General features: G+C 49.2%; 14 protein-coding genes. 10 read left to right on the plus strand and 4 right to left on the minus strand.

What is annotated here, in order from left to right; genetic code table 11:
• The 3 genes from ACTHSX_RS04410 to rnc form a co-directional block, all read right to left on the minus strand.
• Positions 1 to 329, minus strand: a 329-nt coding sequence (locus ACTHSX_RS04410; RefSeq protein WP_143824106.1) for a transposase, incomplete at its 3' end; no start/stop codon positions are given.
• An 88-nt stretch (positions 330 to 417) separates the two neighbouring features.
• Positions 418 to 1,347 (minus strand): GTPase Era, encoded by a 930-nt coding sequence (gene era, locus ACTHSX_RS04415; protein ID WP_036493257.1) that lies wholly within the window; start codon positions 1,345 to 1,347, stop codon positions 418 to 420.
• A 64-nt stretch (positions 1,348 to 1,411) separates the two neighbouring features.
• Positions 1,412 to 2,131: a ribonuclease III gene (gene rnc / locus ACTHSX_RS04420; protein ID WP_440377033.1), complete on the minus strand. Its 720-nt coding sequence runs from the start codon at positions 2,129 to 2,131 to the stop codon at positions 1,412 to 1,414.
• 253 nt (positions 2,132 to 2,384) lie between these two features.
• Between rnc and ACTHSX_RS04425 the strand changes: the two genes are divergently transcribed.
• From ACTHSX_RS04425 to nusB, 3 genes are all read left to right on the plus strand, one after another.
• On the plus strand, positions 2,385 to 2,708 hold the full coding sequence (locus ACTHSX_RS04425; RefSeq protein ID WP_003748560.1) for a DUF2185 domain-containing protein: 324 nt from the start codon (positions 2,385 to 2,387) through the stop codon (positions 2,706 to 2,708).
• Positions 2,709 to 2,799: 91 nt separating this feature from the next.
• Entirely contained in the window at positions 2,800 to 3,279 is a 480-nt protein-coding gene (gene ribH, locus ACTHSX_RS04430; protein ID WP_440377032.1) for a 6,7-dimethyl-8-ribityllumazine synthase, read from the plus strand.
• 121 nt (positions 3,280 to 3,400) lie between these two features.
• The gene (gene nusB, locus ACTHSX_RS04435; protein WP_440377031.1) at positions 3,401 to 3,835 is read left to right on the plus strand and encodes a transcription antitermination factor NusB; all 435 of its coding nucleotides are present in this window, start codon (positions 3,401 to 3,403) and stop codon (positions 3,833 to 3,835) included.
• Positions 3,836 to 3,946: 111 nt separating this feature from the next.
• Here the strand turns inward: nusB and ACTHSX_RS04440 are convergent, their stop codons facing one another.
• Positions 3,947 to 4,369 (minus strand): type IV pilin protein, encoded by a 423-nt coding sequence (locus ACTHSX_RS04440; protein WP_063075363.1) that lies wholly within the window; start codon positions 4,367 to 4,369, stop codon positions 3,947 to 3,949.
• Between the two features lie 289 nt (positions 4,370 to 4,658).
• On the opposite strand from ACTHSX_RS04440, the gene ACTHSX_RS04445 reads away from it, so the two are divergent.
• The 7 genes from ACTHSX_RS04445 to hemA all read left to right on the plus strand — a co-directional run bounded on the left by ACTHSX_RS04445 (position 4,659) and on the right by hemA (position 14,430).
• On the plus strand, positions 4,659 to 5,840 hold the full coding sequence (locus ACTHSX_RS04445; RefSeq protein ID WP_295864299.1) for an efflux RND transporter periplasmic adaptor subunit: 1,182 nt from the start codon (positions 4,659 to 4,661) through the stop codon (positions 5,838 to 5,840).
• A gap of 81 nt (positions 5,841 to 5,921) precedes the next feature.
• On the plus strand, positions 5,922 to 7,859 hold the full coding sequence (locus ACTHSX_RS04450) for a MacB family efflux pump subunit (RefSeq protein WP_440377030.1): 1,938 nt from the start codon (positions 5,922 to 5,924) through the stop codon (positions 7,857 to 7,859).
• A 63-nt stretch (positions 7,860 to 7,922) separates the two neighbouring features.
• Complete coding sequence (locus ACTHSX_RS04455) at positions 7,923 to 9,305, plus strand: TolC family protein (RefSeq protein WP_440377029.1); 1,383 nt, start codon at positions 7,923 to 7,925, stop codon at positions 9,303 to 9,305.
• Positions 9,306 to 9,416: 111 nt separating this feature from the next.
• Positions 9,417 to 10,283 carry a DUF808 domain-containing protein gene (locus tag ACTHSX_RS04460; protein ID WP_049344865.1) on the plus strand — a complete coding sequence of 289 codons (867 nt, stop codon included), beginning with the start codon at positions 9,417 to 9,419 and terminating at the stop codon, positions 10,281 to 10,283.
• 55 nt (positions 10,284 to 10,338) lie between these two features.
• The gene (gene lnt / locus ACTHSX_RS04465; protein ID WP_004519692.1) at positions 10,339 to 11,886 is read left to right on the plus strand and encodes an apolipoprotein N-acyltransferase; all 1,548 of its coding nucleotides are present in this window, start codon (positions 10,339 to 10,341) and stop codon (positions 11,884 to 11,886) included.
• 279 nt (positions 11,887 to 12,165) lie between these two features.
• Positions 12,166 to 13,029: an RNA polymerase sigma factor RpoH gene (gene rpoH, locus ACTHSX_RS04470; RefSeq protein ID WP_004519690.1), complete on the plus strand. Its 864-nt coding sequence runs from the start codon at positions 12,166 to 12,168 to the stop codon at positions 13,027 to 13,029.
• Positions 13,030 to 13,176: 147 nt separating this feature from the next.
• A complete protein-coding gene (gene hemA / locus ACTHSX_RS04475) occupies positions 13,177 to 14,430 on the plus strand; it encodes a glutamyl-tRNA reductase (protein ID WP_003684306.1) in 1,254 nt (417 codons plus the stop codon).
• The last annotated feature ends 151 nt before the right edge of the window (positions 14,431 to 14,581 follow it).

The raw sequence follows: 14,581 nt of genomic DNA on the forward strand, positions 1-14,581 counted from the left end.
CAGTTGCGGTAGCGGCATAAGGTGCTGTAATCGGGGATGCTCAGTTCGTCAAAACGGCAAAACAGGTTGAAATCGATGCGGGTAATGAGGCTGTGTTCGAGCTCGGGATCGGAGAGGCTGTGCCATTGTCCGAGCAGGACGGCTTTGAACATGGATAACAGGGGATAGGCGGGACGGCCGCGGTGGTCTCGAAGGTAACGGGTTCTTTGACGATTCAGGTATTGTTCGATCGGTTGCCAATCAATCACCTGATCCAACTTCAATAGTGGGAAACGGTCGATGTGTTTGGCAATCATGGCTTGGGCGGTTTGCTGAAAGAAGGTGCTCATGAGAAATCCCCTAAATGTCTTGGTGGGAATTTAGGGGATTTTGGGGAATTTTGCAAAGGTCTCGGCCTTTGTTCAAACACACATTACATTACAGTCCCAATTCGCGCAGAAAACGAATATCGTCTGCCCAACCGGATTTCACTTTCACCCAAATCTTCAAGAAGACTTTGGTATCAAATAATTTTTCCATATCAAGACGTGCTTCAGTAGAAATTTTCTTCAATTTCTCCCCACCCTTGCCAATCAAAATCGCCTTTTGGCTGTCTTTATCGACCAACACTGCGATATAAATGCGGAACAGTCCGCTTTCCTCTTCCTCAAACTGCTCCACTTCAACATTCATCGCATACGGCAACTCTTCGCCCAAATAGCGGAACAGTTTTTCGCGCACAATTTCCATCGCCAGGAATCGGCTGGATTTGTCCGTGACCATATCTTCCGGATACATCGGGATACTTTCCGGCAGATACGGCTTGAGTAATTCCAGCAAATTGGCGATACGTAGACCATGTTTCGCGCTGACTGCCTCGCTGGCGGCAAACTCAAACTCTTGGCGCACTTCATTGATAAACGCCTCAAGCGCAAATTTGTCTTTGGCTTTGTCTTTATCGATTTTATTGACCACCAATACCACAGGCGTATGCTTAGGCAACTGCTTCAACACCACGCGGTCGGCATCGGTAAAACGCATGGCTTCCACCACAAAAACCACCACATCCACGCCGCTCAACGCTTCGGTTACGTTTTGATTAAGACGGTCATTCAAGGCATTGCGGTGATTGGTTTGGAAACCCGGGGTATCGACAAACACAAATTGCGCCGTGTCGTCGGTGTAAATACCGGTTACACGGTTGCGCGTGGTTTGTGCTTTTTTACTGGTAATACTGATTTTCTGACCGATTAAATGGTTCATCAGCGTGGATTTGCCGACATTCGGGCGACCCACGATGGCAACAAAGCCGCAACGATAATCTGTCGGGTGTTGCGACTCGTTTTGTAAAAAGGTTTCTATATCCATTTATATATGACTTTCTTGATTGTTTCAGACGGCCTTTGCATTTGCTCAAAGGCCGTCTGAAATATTATTTTTTAGATTTTTTTAAAGGGAACTTCTGTTCCAACCATTCCAAGGCTTCACATGCCGCTTTTTGCTCGGCCACTTTCCGACTGCTGCCGCGTGCATTGCAGATAAAGCCGAGTTCGCCCAAATCGCAGGAAATCACAAACATCGCATCGGCCGTCTGCTCCGCCTGCTCTTCGATTCGATATTTCGGCAGGGCAAAGCGGCGTGCCTGCAAGGCTTCCTGCAAAGCGGTTTTACTGTCTTTTTTGCCGATGTTCAAATCCGCACGTTTCACGCGTTCCGCAAACAAATGGCGAACCACTTTTTCCGCCGCAGAAAAATCCGCGTCAAAGCTGACCGCCGCAAACATCGCCTCCATCGCGTCGGCCAAAATCGAAGGCCGTCTGAAACCGCCGCTCTTCAACTCGCCGGCACCCAAATACAAACCGTCGCCGACATTCATTTCCAACGCGATTTCAGCCAACACGCCTTCATTCACCAAAGCCGCGCGCATCCGCGACAACTCGCCTTCCGACAATTTCGGAAACGCGTCAAACAACATCCGCGCCACAGAATAGTTCAAAATCGAATCGCCGACAAATTCAAAACGCTCATTGTGTTTGACATTGTAGCTGCGGTGGGTCAAAGCCTGCTGAAGCAGCTCCATATTGCGGAACTCATAGCCCAGGCGCTTTTGAATCGCTCGATGCGCCTGCTGTTTGAGCAAATCAGGTTTCATTCCATACTTTCAAAAAACAGCCTGAAATACGCCTCATCCGCAGTGAAACAAAATAAAAAGGCTACACCGGCAACTTTTTTATTTTGGCTCATTGTTTCTTGCGTCCCTCAAGCCGATAAACAATCAAAAGCCGTCATGTTCAAACCTGACGGCACTCGACCGACATTGTACCATCAAACCGCCCCTGCACACATCCGTGCGGAAAAGCGGCGAATCGTGTAAAATCATGCCAAATCATCTCTTTGCCAACTCCATGAACAAATTTGCCCAAGCATTGGCTGCGGCGCTCGACCGCTGCATCGTCACCAACACCGTCGCCGAACAAGGCGAGCCCGTCGGCTTCCTCTACCGCGAAGCCCCCGTATTTGAAAACGACAGCGGCTGGCGTATTTTCAGCGGCGACGAAACCGACGAATACACCGACAATCCCGACAACTTCAGCATTGTCAGCCTCTCCGCCATTACCGCAGACAATCCCGACATCGCGCCCCTGCTGACTCAGGCAGAAGGCAGCGCGTGGGAATTGAACGAAGACGGCGAGTTCCAAGCCGTTGCCGATTGGCAGCCGCAAGAATAATCCACCCATTTCGTTTCAGACAGCCTTCTTTATAACAAGGCCGTCTGAAACCGAGCCGAATCCCTATTTCACCAATATTGAAGGAATCATCATGAACATTATCGAACCACGCCTCGATGGCACCAACCTGCGCATCGGCATCGTTCAAGCCCGCTTTACCAACGAAATCGGCAGCAAAATGGTCAAAGTTTGCTGCCGTACCTTAAAAGAATTGGGCGTATCCGAAGACAACATCACGCTTGCCACCGTTCCTGGTGCGCTTGAAGTGCCTATCGCACTGATGAACCTCGCTTCATCCGAACAATTCGATGCCTTGATTGCCATCGGCGTTGTCATTCGTGGCGAAACCTACCACTTTGAATTGGTATCCAATGAGTCCGGCGCAGGTGTCAGCCGCGTTGCCCTTGACTACAACATCCCTATCGCCAACGCCATCCTAACGACTGAAAACGACGAACAAGCCGTTGCACGCATCGAAGAAAAAGCCTCCGATGCCGCCAAAGTTGCCGTAGAATGTGCCAACTTGGTCAACCATCTTTTGTCAGAACAATACGAAGACGACGAAGAATAAGCTTCTCCCCGTATTGAATACCGCATATTTTCAGACGGCCTCTCAATCATGACATTGAGGCCGTCTGAATCATTCAATATTCAGCCGACAACCATCGGCACTCTCTTCACAAGGAATACCCATGAAAAGCCCACGCCGCCGCGCACGCGAGCTTGCCGTACAAGCTATTTATCAAGCAGGCATCAACAAAACCGCCGCTCCCGAAATTGCCAAAAACATCCACGAACTGTCCCAAACATCCAATATGGATGAAGAACTGTTCAACAACCTGTTTTTCGGCGCACAAACCCATGCCGAAGAATACATGGAAAAAATCAGCCCCCTGCTCGACCGCGACGAGAAAGACCTCAGCCCCATCGAACGCGCCGTTTTGCTGGTTGCCTGCCATGAGCTGAGCACCATGCCTGAAACCCCCTACCCTGTCATCATCAACGAAGCCATCGAAGTCACCAAAACTTTCGGCGGCACCGATGGCCATAAATTCGTCAACGGCATTCTCGACCAACTGGCTTCACGCATCCGCCCTGACGAACCGCACCGCAAAGGCGAAAATTGATTTCACATCGGATCGAGATTACCGATCTTTGCTCTGTTTAAGCTAATGTGCTTATACAGCCAAACCATCAAAAAGGCCGTCTGAAATTCAGACGGCCTTTTATATCTCGATTTATTCTGATTTTGGCATTTCATAACCGGGACAGTTTTGCTTGTCGCTGTTTGCCCAGATGATACCGCTGTCGTTGTAATAAACGGTACAGGTTTCATTAGCGTTGGTTTCTTTATTGGGTTCAGCCTTCAAAATATAACCTGAATCGGAAGGATTAGGCATAGAAGCTGTACCTTCGGAAAAACTAATATTGAAATATTGATTCTGCTGTAAATTTTCAGCAGGAAATCCTACAAATGTACTTTTTTGAGTGTAGTAGCGTTCCAGCTGTTGAGCGTTATGAAGCATCTGCGTGCGGACGGCGGCAAGGCGCGTTTGGCGGATGTAGTTTTGATAAGACGGATATGCGATGGTAGCAAGAATGGCTGCAATCACAACGACTATCAGCAGCTCGATAAGCGTGAAGCCTTGTTGGTGTTTCATTGTATTTATGTCGTGAATAATTAGAATAAGACGTGAATATTATAGTAGTTTTCTTGCGGCTTAAATGTTCAGATTCGGAGGGGGTTTGGGAATTTATGTAAATGAGGTGCAAGTTCTGAAAAATGTTTACTGCCCTTTATTTTTTATTTCAATACGTTAAACTTCAATTTAAGCCGACCGTCTCTTGGTTGGACTTGGTCTTTACAGTAAAATCCAGTTGTTTTTTTGTTTCTATCAATACATTTGTTGCTTGTCTGCGACGTTATTTTATTGAATTGGTTTCTTTTATATGTCTAAAGTTTTCAAGTGGGCGGCCGGTACGGCTGTTGTAGTAGCAGCGGCTTTCGGCGGCTGGTCTTTGATGAAGCCTGAGCCTCAGTCTTCTTTTATTACAGAAGTAGTCAAACGCGGCGATATCCGTCAAACCGTGTCGGCAACCGGCGAAATCTCACCTTCCAATTTGGTATCCGTAGGCGCGGAAGCTTCAGGTCAGATTAAAAAACTGTATGTAAAACTGGGCCAACAAGTGAAAAAAGGCGATCTGATTGCAGAAATCGACTCAACCAATCAGATCAATACCTTAAATACCGAAAAATCCAAACTGGAAACCTATCAGGCAAAATTGGTTTCTGCCGAAATCGCACTTTCCAGTGCGGAGAAAAAATATAAACGCGAACTTGCCTTATGGAAAGAACAGGCAACTTCCAAAGAAGACTTGGAATCTGCACAAGACTCTTTAGCCGCAGCCAAAGCCAATGTTGCCGAACTGAAAGCCTCCATCAAACAATCCAAAATCTCCATCAATACGGCCGAATCCGAACTGGGCCACACGCGGATCACCGCTACCATGGACGGCACTGTGGTCGCCATTCCTGTTGAAGAAGGCCAATCCGTCAATGCGGCGCAATCTACGCCGACCATCATCCAACTGGCTAACTTGGAAACCATGTTAAACAAAATGCAGATTGCCGAAGGCGACATCACGAAAGTCAAAGCCGGTCAGGATATTTCGTTCACCATTTTGTCTGAACCGGACACCCCGATTAAAGCAAAATTAGACAGCGTCGACCCCGGCCTGACTACCATGTCTTTGGGCAGCTACACCAGCAGCACGGACACAACTTCAAATGCGATTTACTACTATGCCCGCGCTCTAGTACCGAATCAGGACGGCAAACTTTCTATCGGCATGACCACTCAAAACACGATCGAAATCAACGGCGTGAAGAATGTCTTGCTGGTACCGACACTGACCGTGAAAAAGCATAACGGCAAATCATTTGTCAGCGTTTTGGGTGCAGACAATAAAGCGGTAGAACGCGAAGTGACCGTCGGCCTGAAAGACAGCATGAATACCGAAATCAAAAGCGGCTTGAAGGAAGGCGAAAAAGTAATCATTTCTGAAATGAGCGCAGATGAAAAGAATAAGAGCAGCGAACGCGCGATGATGGGTGGCGGCCCTCCTCGCTGATTGATTAAGGCCGTCTGAAAGATTTGGCTGTGTTTCAGACGGCCTTAGTTCCTGTATTTCTATTTTTCGCCCGGAAAGATTATGAGTTTAATCGAATGTAAGAATATCAACCGTTTTTTTGGTAGCGGTGAAAACCGTGTGCACGTATTGAAAGATGTCAGCCTTTCTATTGAGAAAGGCGACTTTGTGGCGATTATCGGCCAGTCCGGTTCAGGCAAATCGACGCTGATGAATATTTTGGGCTGTCTGGATACCGCTACTTCCGGCTCTTATCAAATCGATGGCATCGAAACATCGCAAATGCAGCCGGATGAGCTGGCGGCTTTGCGCCGTGAGCGTTTCGGCTTTATTTTCCAGCGTTACAACCTGTTAAGCTCGCTGACCGCCCGAGACAACGTCGCCCTACCTGCCGTGTATATGGGCATGGACAGTAAAGAGCGCGCGGAACGTGCGGAAAAACTGTTGGGCGATTTGGGTTTGCAAAATAAAGAAAGCAACAAACCCAGCGAACTTTCCGGCGGTCAGCAACAACGCGTTTCGATTGCCCGCGCGTTGATGAACGGCGGCGAAATCATCTTCGCCGACGAGCCGACCGGCGCATTGGATACCGCCAGCGGTAAAAACGTGATGGAAATCATCCACAAGCTGCACGAAGACGGGCATACCGTGATTATGGTCACCCACGATCCGGGCATTGCGGCAAATGCAAACCGCGTCATCGAAATCCGCGACGGTCAGATTATTTCGGATACGTCTAAAAATCCCGATATTCCGCCAAGCAAAGTAGAACGGATTAAAGAAAAAGCTTCTTGGTCGTTTTATTACGATCAATTTATGGAAGCATTCAAAATGTCGGTACAGGCGATTATGGCGCACAAAATGCGTTCGCTGCTGACCATGCTGGGGATTATCATCGGTATCGCTTCGGTGGTATCAGTAGTGGCATTGGGTAATGGCTCGCAACAAAAAATCTTGGAAGACATCAACTCGATGGGCACAAACACCATCAGCATCTTCCCCGGCCGTGGTTTTGGCGACCGCCGCAGCGGACGAATCAAAACACTGACGATTAATGATGCAAAAGCCATCAGCCAACAAAGCTATGTCGCCTCTGCCACTCCTCAAACCAACTCCGGTGGCACCTTGACCTACCGCAACACCGACCTGACCGCCTCGCTTTACGGCGTAGGCGAACAATATTTCGACGTGCGCGGTTTGAAATTGGAAGAAGGCCGTCTGTTTGATGATGACGATGTAAAAACTGATGCCCAAGTCGTCGTTATCGACCAAAACACCAAAACCAAACTCTTCGGCGAAGGCGTCAATCCTTTAGGCAAAACCATCCTCTTCAAAAAACGCCCGCTCACCGTCATCGGCATTATGAAAAAGGATGACAACTCATTTGGCAATTCCGACTCGCTGATGCTTTGGTCGCCTTATACAACGGTCATGCACCAAATTACCGGCGAAAGCTATACCAACTCCATCGTTGTCAAAATCAAAGACGATGCCAACACACAGGTTGCCGAAAAAAGCCTGACCGAGCTGCTGAAAGCACGCCACGGTACAGAAGACTTCTTTATGAACAACAGCGACAGCATCAAAGAAATGGTGGAAAGCACAACCGGCACCATGACGCTGCTGATTTCTTCCATCGCGGTCATCTCTTTGGTGGTCGGCGGTATCGGCGTGATGAACATCATGCTGGTCTCCGTTACCGAGCGCACCAAAGAAATCGGCGTTCGCATGGCAATCGGCGCACGCCGCAACAATATTTTGCAACAGTTCCTGATTGAGGCCGTCTTAATCTGTATCATCGGCGGCCTGTCCGGCGTATTGCTGTCCGCAAGCATCAGCCTGGTGTTCAACTATTTTGTTACCGACTTCCCAATGAGCATTTCCATGACTTCCGTCATCGGCGCAGTCGTCTGCTCCACCGCCATCGGCGTCGCGTTCGGCTTTATGCCTGCCAACAAGGCTTCCAAGCTCAACCCGATTGATGCGCTGGCTCAGGATTGATTATGTTTCAGACGGCCTATTATTTTAGGGCCGTCTGAAATGCTGTTACCCGAAAGATTTTTTATGAAGACGAAACCTTTTTCCCAAGCAGCCTTATCATTGGCTGTTGCCCTTGCCCTAAGTGCGTGCGCCGCGCCTAAAGCCAATCCGAACCTGACGCTGGAAGCGACCGGCCAAGTCATGAGCGCGGCGGAAACTGCCGAACGCTACGATGTAAACGGCAACTGGTGGGAAATCTACCAAAGCCAGCAGCTCAATGCGCTGATGGAGCAGGCGCTGGCGAACAATGTCGATTTGAAACAGGCCGCCATCAGCGTCAACAAAGCTTTGTATCAAGCCAATATTTTGGGCGCGGATTTGGTGCCTTCGTTCAGCGGATCGTTGGGCGCGAACGCTTCTAAAAACCTGAAAACCGGCAGCCATGGCAATACCTTCAGCAGCCAGCTTGGTTTGAGCTACGAATTGGATTTGTGGCGCAAACTCAGTGCCACTGCCGATGCGCAGGTATGGGAATACCAAGCCACGCATGAAGACATGGCCAATACACGCCTGACTTTGATTAATAATGTCGCCGATGCGTATTTCAATATCTCCTACCTGAACGAAGCCATCGAGTTGGCGAAAAAATCGCTGAAGCAATACCAGGAAATCAACCGCATTGCGAATGCCAAGTTCCGCTATGGCCGGGCCGATTCAAGCCAGCCGACCCAAGCCAAACAGTCATTGCTGAGCGCAGAAAACAGCCTGTTGTCTTTGCAAAACAATTTGGATACGCAAAAACAGGTTTTGCGTAATTTATTGAATTTAAGGCCGTCTGAAAACATGGCCGCCGATCCGGCACAATTCCGCCTGCTGCCGGTCAAAGGCGTGAACTTGGACGTACCGATTACCGTTTTAGCCAACCGCCCCGACCTGCGCGCCGCCGAATACCGCCTGCAGGCGTCGCAGCAATCGGTCAACGCGCAAAAACGCAGTTGGTATCCGTCGATTACTTTGGGCGCAAGTTTGAGTACGTCTTCCGATAAAGCGAAAAGCACGTTCAATATCCCTATGTTAGGCGGATCGGCCACCATCAATCTGCCTTTCCTTAATTGGCAGATCATGAAATGGAAAGACAAAACCGTACAAGCGGAGATGGACAGTGCCAAGCTGAATTTTGAAAAAGCCCTGACTACCGCGCTCAACGAGGTCAACACCAATTACCTTGCCTACAAAAACGCGCAGGCCAGCCTTGCCAATCAAGAACAGCGTTATCAGTTGGACAAGAAAAACAGCCATTACTATCAAGTACGCTACCAACACGGTAAAAACGAGCTGAAAGACTGGCTGGAGGCTTTGAATTCGGAATACAGCTCGGCGCAAAACCTACTGAACCAACGCTATGAAGCCTTGAAATACGAAAATATGGTGTATAAAGCCATGGCTGGACGTTATACGCCGAAATAGCATTTTCAGACGGCCTTTGGTTAATTTCCGTCAAAGGCCGTCTGAAACCATTCAAGCAACTGAATTTTCATATATAATCGCGCGTTTATTTGATTTTATCCGGACAACATTATGGCCTTCGCCTCTCTCTTTACGCTTTTGGACGACATTACCGCCGTTTTGGACGACGTAGCGATGATGACCAAAGTCGCCGCAAAAAAAACCGCCGGCGTGGTCGGTGACGATTTGGCGCTCAACGCCAATCAGGTAACCGGCGTATCCGCCGAGCGCGAATTGCCGATTATTTGGGCGGTAGCAAAAGGCTCTCTGGTCAATAAGCTGATTCTGGTGCCGCTTGCACTGTTGCTTTCCGCTTTCCTGCCAGCGCTGATTACGCCCTTGTTGATGATCGGCGGTGTTTATTTGTGTTTTGAAGGCGTGGAAAAACTGTTGCACAAATTCTTGCACCGCAATGAACACGAAGACGGACACGATGCCGAGCCTGAAGTCACAGACGAAAAAACAAAAGTGAAAGGCGCGGTCCGCACAGATTTCATCCTCTCCGCCGAAATTATTATTATCGCGCTGGGCGTTGTTGAAAAATATGACCTGATGACGCGTTCTTTGGTTATGGCCGCCATCGGTGTCGGCATGACGGCATTGGTCTATGGTTTGGTCGGCATTATCGTCAAACTTGACGACCTCGGCATGATGTTGATGCGCCAAAAAAGCGTTGCTGTGCAAGGTATCGGACGCAGTTTGATTTCATTTATGCCTTGGTTTATGCGTGGCTTGAGCATTGTCGGCACGCTGGCGATGTTCTTGGTTGGCGGCGGACTGATCACCCACAACCTTGGCTTTTTGCACGATTTCCTCCACGCACAGCATTGGGACAGCGGCATGATGGAACATATCGCCAACTTGGTGGTCGGAGTAGCCGCCGGTGCATTGGCTTGCGCAATCGTCCTGCCTGCAATGAAATTGTTTCAAAAAGACTGATTTTGTTTCCCTGCCGTCTGAAAACTTTTCAGACGGCCTCAATACCATTTAAAGCATGAATATTTTCCGTAAACTCGAACAATATTGGCAACATCCGCTGCTTTACTGGCCGCTGGTCATCTTGATTGCCGCCGCGACACCGTTCACTTTCGCCCCGTATTATCATTTCTGGCTGATGCCGCTGTTGTTTGGCGCGCTGATACGCCTGATTGAATTGCGTCCACGCTTTGCCGTCATGACTGCCTATCTGTTCGGATTAATCGGTTATACGGCGCAGTTTTATTGGATACACACTGCCTTGCATGATGTTTCGGGTTTGCCGGATTCATACGCCATCCCCCTCACCTTCCTGCTGCCGGCATTTCTTGCGCTTTATCCGGCCATCTGTTTTTGGGTGTGGAGAAAATGCAACCTGTCGCGCTGGGCCAAAACCGGCCTCCTGCTGCCGATTTTGTGGACGCTGGCAGAATTTGCCCGCGAACGTTTCCTGACTGGATTCGGCTGGGGTGCAATCGGCTATTCCCAAATCATCAAAGACAGCCCGTTGGCAGGCTTCGCGCCTTTGGGCGGCATTCATATGGTCACGCTGGCAACCGCTTTTCTCAGCGCATGGCTGGTGTTGCTGATTGACAACCACGGCCGTCTGAAACACCGCCTCCTGCCCTTATTCCTTATCGTTGCACTCTGCTCCGTCGGCTACATTTCCCAACAAACCGAATACACCCGCCCTGACGGCAGCACCAGCACGGTTGCCCTGATTCAAGGCAATATCGAGCAAAATCTGAAATGGAAAGAAGAGCAAATCATCCCAACCATTCAGAAATACTACGAACAAATCAGCAAAACCAGTGCTGACATCGTCATCCTGCCCGAGACCGCCCTGCCACTGATGCGCCAAGACCTGCCCGAAGGCATCTTGGAACAATTCGCCGAGCAAGCGCAAAGCAACGGCAGCGCGTTGGCCATCGGTATCAGCCAATATACGCCCGACGGCAACGGCTACGAAAATGCAGTCATCAATTTGAGCGACTATCACAACAGCACTTCCGATACCATCCCCTACTACGCCAAGAACCACCTCGTTCCATTTGGCGAATACAAGCCCTTGCCCACCATTACCGAGCGCCTCTATAAAATGATGGATATGCCTTTGGCCGACTTTCAAAAAGGCGGCGACAACCAAGCGCCTTTGGTGATGAAAGATCAAAAAGTCGCCTTCAATATCTGCTATGAAGACGGTTTCGGCGACGAACTCATTGCAACGGCGAAACGCTCCACCTTGCTTGCCAACATCAGCAATATGGCGTGGTATGGCAAGTCCAATGCCATGTACCAGCAGCTTCAACAGTCCCAAGCGCGTGCAATGGAACTGGGCCGCTACATGGTTCGCGCCACCAATACCGGCGCGACCGCCATTATTTCCCCTAAAGGTACGATTGTTGCCGAAGCCCAACCGGATACAGAAACCGTCCTCGAAGGCCACGTTAAAGGCTATATCGGCGAAACGCCTTATATGAAAGCAGGCGGCTCAACATGGCTTATCAGCATTTTGGCCGTTATCGGCGTATTCCTTATCCTGATTGGCCGGAAAAAACCAGAATAAAAAATTTTTAAGACCTTGTTATACAAGGTCTTTTTTATCACCAAAACTATTTACATACAGAAATGTTTGTAATATACTTAGCCAAAACCTAGCAAATCACTCAAATTTTCTAAGACAATCAACCCTTGCGATTCAAGCAGTAAAAACTATTGGATCTATCGTTAATTTACAGAAAAAATCCAACCCATAACAAAACAAACCACAGGCAGTGTTATACTGCTTGTCACACAATAAACAAAAAGCCGTTTTCAGACGGCCCAATCAAGGAGAGTATCCTTTATGAATAAAGCTTTTGCATTACCCGTTATCCACAGCGGCAACGGTAGCCTCGAGCAATACATTCATACTGTCAACAGCATTCCCATGCTGACTGCCGAAGAAGAAACACAACTGGCCGAACGTCAACAAAAAGGCGATCTCAACGCCGCCAAACAGCTTATTCTGTCTCATCTTCGCGTCGTCGTATCCATTGCACGCGGTTACGACGGCTACGGCCTCAACCAAGCCGACCTGATTCAAGAAGGTAATATCGGCCTGATGAAAGCCGTCAAACGCTACGAACCGAGCCGCGGCGCGCGCCTGTTTTCGTTTGCCGTGCATTGGATTAAAGCCGAAATCCATGAATTCATTTTGCGCAACTGGCGTTTGGTCCGCGTTGCCACAACCAAACCGCAACGCAAACTGTTCTTCAATCTGCGCAGCATGCGTAAAAACCTGAATGCCTTGTCTCCAAAAGAAGCGCAAGAAATCGCCGACGATTTGGGCGTCAAATTGTCCGAAGTCTTGGAAATGGAACAACGCATGACCGGTCACGATATCGGCATCATGGCAGAAAACAACGATGACGAAGACAACTTCGCCCCTATCGACTGGTTGGCCGATCACGATGCAGAGCCTAGCCGCCAGTTGTCCAAACAAGCCCACTACGCCCTGCAAACCGAAGGTCTGCAAAACGCCTTGGCACAACTGGACGACCGCAGCCGCCGTATCGTTGAAAGCCGCTGGTTGCAAGACGATGGCGGTTTGACCCTGCACGAATTGGCTGCCGAATACGGCGTATCTGCCGAACGCATCCGCCAAATCGAAGCCAAAGCTATGCAAAAACTGCGCGGTTTCTTGGCAGAAGAAGCTGAAGCCGTTTAAGCCTTTCTTGATAAAAGGCCGTCTGAATCTTTTCAGACGGCCTTTTCGATGGCAAACCTCATTGCATCTTCTCCCCCAACACATTCATTTTAAAGCCCACTTAAGCTATAATACCCACCACACACACTACCCAGTCATACCATAACCATGCAACTTACCGTCGTCGGACTCAATCACCAAACCGCGCCCTTGAGCATACGCGAAAAACTGGCATTTGCAGCTGCAAATCTGCCGGATGCCGTGTCCAACCTCGCGCGTAGTGAGGCGGCGGAAGAAGCAGTCATTCTTTCTACCTGCAACCGCACCGAGCTTTACTGCGTCGGCGAAACCGAAAAAATCATCGACTGGTTGGCACAATATCACGACCTGCCTGCCGAAGAAATCCGCCCTTACCTCTATACCTTAGATAATAATGAAACCGTCCGCCACGCCTTCCGCGTCGCCTGCGGTTTAGATTCCATGGTCTTGGGCGAACCGCAAATTCTCGGTCAAATCAAAGATGCCGTCCGCGTTGCGCAAGAACAGGAAAGCATCAACACCCACTTAAACGCCCTGTTTCAAAAAACCTTTGCCGTTGCCAAAGAAGTGCGTACCGACACTGCTGTCGGCGAAAACTCCGTCTCCATGGCTTCTGCATCGGTCAAAATGGCAGAGCAAATCTTCCCTTCCATTTCTGATCTGAACGTCCTTTTTATCGGCGCAGGCGAAATGATTGAGCTGGTGGCTACTTATTTTGCCGCCAAAAATCCCAAGCTCATTACCGTTGCCAACCGCACACACCAGCGCGCGCAGGAATTGTGCGACAAACTCGGTGTCAACGCCGAAGCTTGCCTGCTGAACGAATTGCCCGATATTCTTCACGATTACGACGTGGTTGTTTCTTCCACTGCCAGCCAACTCCCACTCGTCGGCAAAGGCATGGTCGAACGCGCATTGAAAAAACGCCACAACATGCCTGTTTTCCTGCTGGATTTGGCTGTTCCGCGCGATATCGAAGCCGAAGTCGGCGAATTGGAAGACGCATATCTCTATACCGTAGACGACATGATGGACATTGTCCAAAGCGGTAAAGATGCGCGCAAAAAAGCAGCTGCGGCGGCTGAAAGCATGGTGGAAGAAAAAGTCAGCGAATTTATCCGCCTACAGAAAAACCGCCAAAGCGTTCCGCTTATCCGCGCCTTGCGCGACGAAGGTGAACGTGCACGCCGCCAAGTATTGGAAAATGCCATGAAGCAACTGGCAAAAGGCGTATCCGCCGAGGATGTCCTCGAACGCCTCTCCATTCAGTTGACCAACAAACTGCTCCACTCTCCGACACGCACGCTCAATAAAGCTGGCTCGGACAACAGCGAATTAATCGATGCCGTGGCACAGATCTACCATTTGGATCAACACGACTGACCACAATTTAAAGGCCGTCTGAAAAAAGCGAACCGACCGACAGGTCATATTCAAAAGTTTTCAGACGGCCTTAAAACAATAAAATCCCAATTATCATTTTTTCATTTAAAATGAAATGCTTGAAAAAAAACCGTTAAAGTGTAAAAATCCT

The organism is Neisseria sp. P0014.S002, assembly GCF_051958295.1.
Taxonomy (GTDB): Bacteria; Pseudomonadota; Gammaproteobacteria; order Burkholderiales; family Neisseriaceae; genus Neisseria; species Neisseria flavescens_B.